The sequence below is a fragment of the Nevskia sp. genome (assembly GCF_023266035.1).
Lineage (GTDB): Bacteria > Pseudomonadota > Gammaproteobacteria > Nevskiales > Nevskiaceae > Nevskia.
Map to the genome: position 1 here is coordinate 6,849 of NZ_JAHFRY010000141.1, position 5,555 is coordinate 12,403.

General features: G+C 62.8%; 8 protein-coding genes. 2 read left to right on the top strand and 6 right to left on the bottom strand.

Annotated features, from left to right (window positions below; genetic code table 11):
• The first annotated feature begins 77 nt into the window (after positions 1-77).
• Together cysQ and Q0D45_RS18150 are read left to right on the top strand one after the other, a co-directional pair.
• Positions 78-899 (top strand): 3'(2'),5'-bisphosphate nucleotidase CysQ, encoded by an 822-nt coding sequence (gene cysQ / locus Q0D45_RS18145; protein WP_293396095.1) that lies wholly within the window; start codon positions 78-80, stop codon positions 897-899.
• Positions 899-1,537 (top strand): M15 family metallopeptidase, encoded by a 639-nt coding sequence (locus tag Q0D45_RS18150; protein ID WP_293396098.1) that lies wholly within the window; start codon positions 899-901, stop codon positions 1,535-1,537. Before cysQ ends, Q0D45_RS18150 begins: the two co-directional genes overlap by 1 nt.
• Here Q0D45_RS18150 and mtnC read toward each other — a convergent pair.
• The 6 genes from mtnC to rpmB all read right to left on the bottom strand — a co-directional run.
• Complete coding sequence (gene mtnC / locus Q0D45_RS18155; protein ID WP_293396101.1) at positions 1,501-2,181, bottom strand: acireductone synthase; 681 nt, start codon at positions 2,179-2,181, stop codon at positions 1,501-1,503. The genes Q0D45_RS18150 and mtnC overlap by 37 nt on opposite strands.
• 94 nt (positions 2,182-2,275) lie before the next feature.
• Positions 2,276-2,836 carry a cupin gene (locus Q0D45_RS18160; protein WP_293396103.1) on the bottom strand — a complete coding sequence of 187 codons (561 nt, stop codon included), beginning with the start codon at positions 2,834-2,836 and terminating at the stop codon, positions 2,276-2,278.
• Positions 2,837-2,840: 4 nt separating this feature from the next.
• Entirely contained in the window at positions 2,841-3,464 is a 624-nt protein-coding gene (locus tag Q0D45_RS18165) for a methylthioribulose 1-phosphate dehydratase (protein ID WP_293396106.1), read from the bottom strand.
• A gap of 94 nt (positions 3,465-3,558) precedes the next feature.
• The gene (gene mgtE / locus Q0D45_RS18170) at positions 3,559-5,013 is read right to left on the bottom strand and encodes a magnesium transporter (protein WP_293396109.1); all 1,455 of its coding nucleotides are present in this window, start codon (positions 5,011-5,013) and stop codon (positions 3,559-3,561) included.
• A 138-nt stretch (positions 5,014-5,151) separates the two neighbouring features.
• Entirely contained in the window at positions 5,152-5,325 is a 174-nt protein-coding gene (gene rpmG / locus Q0D45_RS18175) for a 50S ribosomal protein L33 (protein WP_293396112.1), read from the bottom strand.
• Positions 5,326-5,328: 3 nt separating this feature from the next.
• Positions 5,329-5,555: 50S ribosomal protein L28 (rpmB, locus tag Q0D45_RS18180; protein WP_293396114.1), on the bottom strand; the 227-nt coding region annotated here is incomplete at its 5' end.

Below are 5,555 nucleotides of genomic sequence, written 5' to 3' on the forward strand. Positions count from 1 at the left end.
ACCTGGTCGATGGCCGACCAGTCGATAGTCAATGCAGTCATGCCGTTATCATAAGGCCAGCCCCATACGTCCTGACCATGAGCCTGCCAAGAACTTCTGCCGACGCCCTCGCCGCACTGCTTGACCCGGTGCTCGCCATTGCCGTCGCAGCCGGCGACGCGATCATGGAGGTCTATGAATCCGACTTCGCGGTCAGCACCAAGGACGACGCCTCGCCGCTGACTCAGGCCGATCTGCGCGCCCACCGCACGATCATCGACGGCCTGACCCAACTGACGCCGGACATCCCCTGCCTGAGCGAGGAAGATGCCGATATCGGCTTCGAGGTGCGCCGCAACTGGACGCGCTACTGGCTGATCGATCCGCTCGACGGCACCAAGGAATTCATCAAGCGCAATGGCGATTTCACCGTCAACATCGCGCTGATCGACCAGCATGAAGCGGTGCTCGGCGTGGTCCACGTGCCGGTGACGAAAACCAGCTACATCGCTGCGCGTGGCGTTGGCGCCAGCGTGATTCGCGATGGCAAGAAGACGGCGATCCACACCCGTGCGACGCCGGCCAAGCCGATGCTGGTGGTCACCAAATCGCACCGCGATGCTGCGCTCGACGAGTTCCTGGCCCATGCGCCGGAGCATGAACAGCTCAGCCGCGGTTCGTCGCTGAAGTTCTGCATGGTCGCCGAAGGTCTGGCCGATCTTTATCCGCGCACCGGCCCGACTTCTGAATGGGACACGGCCGCCGCGCACTGCCTGGCCGAAGTGGCCGGGGCCACGGTGCTGCGCCTGCCGGACTGGCAGCCGCTGCGCTACAACACCAAGGACTCGCTGCTGAATCCGGGCTTCGTCGTCATCGGCGATCCGGCTTATGGCTGGCGCGAGCGGTTGAAGGCCGGCTGATGGCCGCGCGGCTGCCAGCGGCGTATCGGGCGCGCATCCAGGCGTACTGGAGCGAATTCGGCATCTCGTCTCGCGCGGTCAGAGCCCGGCGGCTGCCGCTGTTCATCGAAGCACAGCGCCTTCAGCCGGTCGGGCTCGGCAGTGATGGCCGCGACAAGCTGCTGGTGCCGGGCGCCGCTGCCGCCTGGGCGGCGATGCGCATGGCGGCGAGTGACGATGCCATCGACCTGCTGCTGGTGTCGGCCTTCCGTAGCGTCGATTTCCAGGCCGGGCTGATCCGCAACAAACTCGCAAAGGGCAGGGAGATCGCTGAAATCCTGACCGTCAATGCGCCGCCCGGCTGCAGCGAGCATCACACCGGCCGCGCCGTCGATATCGGTGTAGCAGGTTGCCCGCCGCTGGAAGAGGAATTCGACCAGACGGCCGCCTTCCACTGGTTGACCGCCAATGCCCGGCGCTTCGGTTTCACGATGACTTATCCGAAAGGCAATCCGGAAGGCTATCTGTACGAGCCCTGGCACTGGTGCTGGAAGAAGCTCGGCGGTCCGGTTCGTCCTGAACAAGACCGCGCCGTCCTTGGCGCGGACATTTCAATATCTGATCAGCAGACTTGCACTTCGGAGAAATCTTTCGCCTGAGGATGGGCCGGGAACGGCTTGGCTTTGGCGTCGCGGATCAGCTGGCAGGTCTTGAGGCCGGCTGCACGAGCGGCGTCCAGCTCTTCACCGATATCGGACAGGAACAGCACTTCGCTGCCCGGCAGGCCGATCCGTTCCAGGATCGTGCGATACGCCGCCGCCTCGCGCTTGGCGCCGATGCGGGTGTCGAAATAGCCCGAGAACAGCGGCCTCAGATCGCCGGCATCGGAGTGGCCGAAGATCAGTTTCTGCGCCGCTTCCGAGCCTGAGGAATAGACGTACAGCTTCTTTCCCGCGGCGTGCCACCGCTCTAGGTAGATCGGCGTATCGGCATAGACGTGGCCGCTCAGCTCGCCATCGGCATAGCCCTCAGCCCAGATCAGGCCCTGCAGATCCTTCAGCGGGGTGGCCTTGCGGTCTTCGGCAATCCAGCGTTCGAGCACGTCGGCAGCTTCGTCGATGGTCGCGAAACTGCGGCCTTCGAGCGCGGCCGCTGCGGCGATCTGCGCCGCGACATCCGGCTGCGCTGCGTGTTCATGCAGATAGCGTCGCAGATGCTGCTTCGCGTACGGAAACAGCGTCTGGTGGACGAAGTCGATCGAAGAGGTGGTGCCTTCGATGTCGGTGACGATGGCTTGGATCACGGCAATGAATCCTTCAAACGACAAGGCCGCTCAGGAGCGGCCTTGTCGAAAAACTGGATTCCCGCCTGCGCGGGAATGACGATCGAGCGGAGGCTCAGGCAGCCTTCAGATAATGCGGTGCTTCCAGACGCGGGAAGCTGTCGGCAATCTTGTCGCCGGTGAAGTTGGCGACCCAGCCGTCCGGCGTGATGAACAGGCGGATGGCCTTGAAGCTCGGGTTCGGGCCCATGTCGAACCAGTGGCGGACATTGGCCGGCACCGAGATCAGATCGCCCTGCGAGCACAGCACGCCGTGGATGCGGCCGGCGTCGCGGATATAGAACAGCGCTTCGCCTTCGACGAAGAAGCGCACTTCGAATTCATCGTGACGATGCTCGCTCAGGAACTTGCTGCGCAGCACGTCCTTCTGCGGATGCGCCGGGTGCAGGCTGATCACGTCCACCGACTTGAAGCCGTACTGGTTCATCAGGCGGTTCACCGAGCCGCGATAGGCTTCGATGATCTCGTCCTGTGTGGCTTCGGCATCGAGCTGGCGCGTCGCTTCCCAGCGCTCGAACTGCACGCCGATCGACTCCAGCTGATCGCGGATGTCTTCAAACCGGCTATAGCTGGCCACGGGCTGGCCGTTCTCTTCGTAAATCCGGAGTTCACTCATAGGGTCACCTCTCGTTCCACAACTCGCACTCGAACATGAATTCCAGGGCTTCCAGCCGGTGCCGTGCTTCGCGCACCGACCCGCCCCACGTATATAGGCCGTGTCCGGCTATCAGATAGGCGGGCATGCGGCTCGGTTCCATCATTTTTGCGTCCACTTGTCGGCTCAAGCGGTCTATATCCTGATCGTTGCCGAACACCGGAATATCGACTGTCACCGACGGCTCGACGATCCCCGGCAGGATCTTCATCAGCTCGTATCCGGTCAGACGGATCAGAGGATGACGTCGCGACAGTACCGTGTTGGCAATGCTGTGGACGTGCAGTACCGAACCTATGGACGGGTCACGGCGATACAACTGCGTGTGCAGCCCGGTTTCGTAGGACGACTTGCGGCCGGCTTCGAGCGCCTTGCCGTCGACATCGACGACCATGAAATCGGCCCGCGTCAGCTCGCCCTTGTGCACGCCACTGGCCGTGATCAGCAGATGCCGTTCGTCAAGCCTTGCCGAGAAATTGCCGCCGGTGGCCGGTACCCAGCCACGGCAATGGAACAGCTGGCAGGCAGCGATCAGCTCGTCGGCCAATTGATCGACAAGGCCCGCGGCGATCGGGAAATCAGGATGCATCAGCGACCTCCGGACCGGTGAGCACGAAAACGGATCGGCACATTAGGGCAAGCCCTTGGCGTAAGCAACGACCCAGCAATGACCTTATCGTTCTTCAAATCAGCACCACGGTCGCCAGGCCCAGGAAGATCAGAAAACCCATGCTGTCGGTCAGTGCGGTCAGGATCACGCTGGAGCCGAGCACCGGGTCGCGCCCGAAGCGTTCCAGCGAAACCGGAATGATCGCGCCGGCGGCGGCGGCGACCAGCAGTTCCAGCATGGTGGCGGAGGCGATGACCATGCCGAGCTTCACGTCGTGATAGATCGCGAAGGTGACCACGCCGAGTGCTGAACCCCAGATCGTGCCGTTCATCGCGGCGATCAGCAGTTCCTTGATCAGCATCTTCTGCAGCAGCCGCCCACCGAGCTGGCCCAGGCTCAAGGCGCGGATCACCAGCGCCATGGTCTGGTTGCCGGTGTTGCCGCCGATCGAGGCGACGATCGGCATCAGAGTCGCCAGCGCCACCAGCTTTTCGATGGTCGGCTCGTAAAAACCAATGACCCTCGAAGCGGCAAACGCAGTGAACAGGTTCAGCGCCAGCCAGGGCCAGCGGTTGCGGCCGCTTTGCCAGACCGGCGCGAACAGATCTTCGTCCTCGCGCAGACCGACCTTGCGCAGCGAATCGCGCTCCTGCTGGTCCTTGATCGCATCGAGAATTTCGTCGACGGTGATCCGGCCGACGACTTCGCGATGCAGATTGACCACCGGCGCGGAAATAAGGTCATAGCGCTCGAAAGCGTCGATCGCATCGGACACCGCATCGTCGGTGTAGAAGAAGTGCGGGTTCTCGGTCATCACTTCGGCAACCGTCTGCTCGGGCTCGCTGAGCAGCAGTTGTTCGAGCGTCAACACCCCGCGCAGCACCTTGGCGCGATCGACGACGATGATCTGGTTGGTTTCCGCCGGCAGTTTCTTGCGCCGACGCAGGAAGCGCAGCACCGCTTCGAGCGAAGCGTCATCGCGGACCGGAATGAAGTCGATGTCCATCAGGGCGCCGACTGTGCCGTCCGGAAACGACAGCACCGAGCGCACTTCGGCCTGATCGGCGGAGTCGAGCCGCGCCAGTACCTCGGCGCCGGCATCCGAGGGCAGCGACGCGATCAGCTCGGCGATGTCGTCCGATTCAAGATGATGGAAGGCGGCGGCGATATCGCCTGGTTCCATGTCCTCGATCAGCGAACGACGGACAACATCCGAGGTTTCCAGCAGCACCGAACCGCGACGTTCGGCACGGACCAGCTGCCAGGCCATCTCGCGGGCATCGGGCGGCAGGCTTTCGAGGACGAAGGCGATGTCGGCCGGATGGAAGTGAGCCAGGCGCTGTTCCAGCGCGGCGTGCTGCTGGCGGGCGACCAACTGGCTGACCACGTCGACCGGCGCACCGCTGTGCGACTCGTTCTTCGACACCAGCTCGCGCTCGAGCGCCTGCCGGGTCAGCATCTCGATCACCTGCGCGCGTGCACGCTCCAGGTTGCGGTGATGCGGGTTATCGCGGCTGGCAGGGTCCATGGGCTCTGGATCTTACGTGCGGCCTATCTCAAAACCGAGACAGCCCGGTGACCGGAAACGAGAAAGCCCGCAAATAGCGGGCCTTCTGGACCCCGGCACGAAGCCGGGACGATTGCTCGGCTTGCGCCGAAGGAATCGTTACTTGATCTTGCCTTCCTTGAACATGACGTGCTTGCGCACGATCGGGTCGTACTTGGAAAACTCGAATTTGTCCGGCGTGTTCTTCTTGTTCTTCGTGGTCGTATAGAAGAACCCGGTGCCGGCGGTCGAGATCAGTTTGATCTTTTCGCGGTCTTTCTTGCCTTTGGCCATTTCTTACACCTTCTCGCCGCGCGAGCGGAGGTCGATGATGATCGCCTCCAAGCCCTTCTTGTCAATGATGCGCATGCCGTTGGCGGACACGCGCAGGGACACGAACCGCTTCTCGGCTTCGAACCAGAAACGATGGGTGTGCAGATTGGGCAGGAAGCGACGGCGACGCCGATTGTTGGCGTGCGAGACCGTGTTACCCACGATCGGCTTCTTGCCGGTGACTTGGCAGA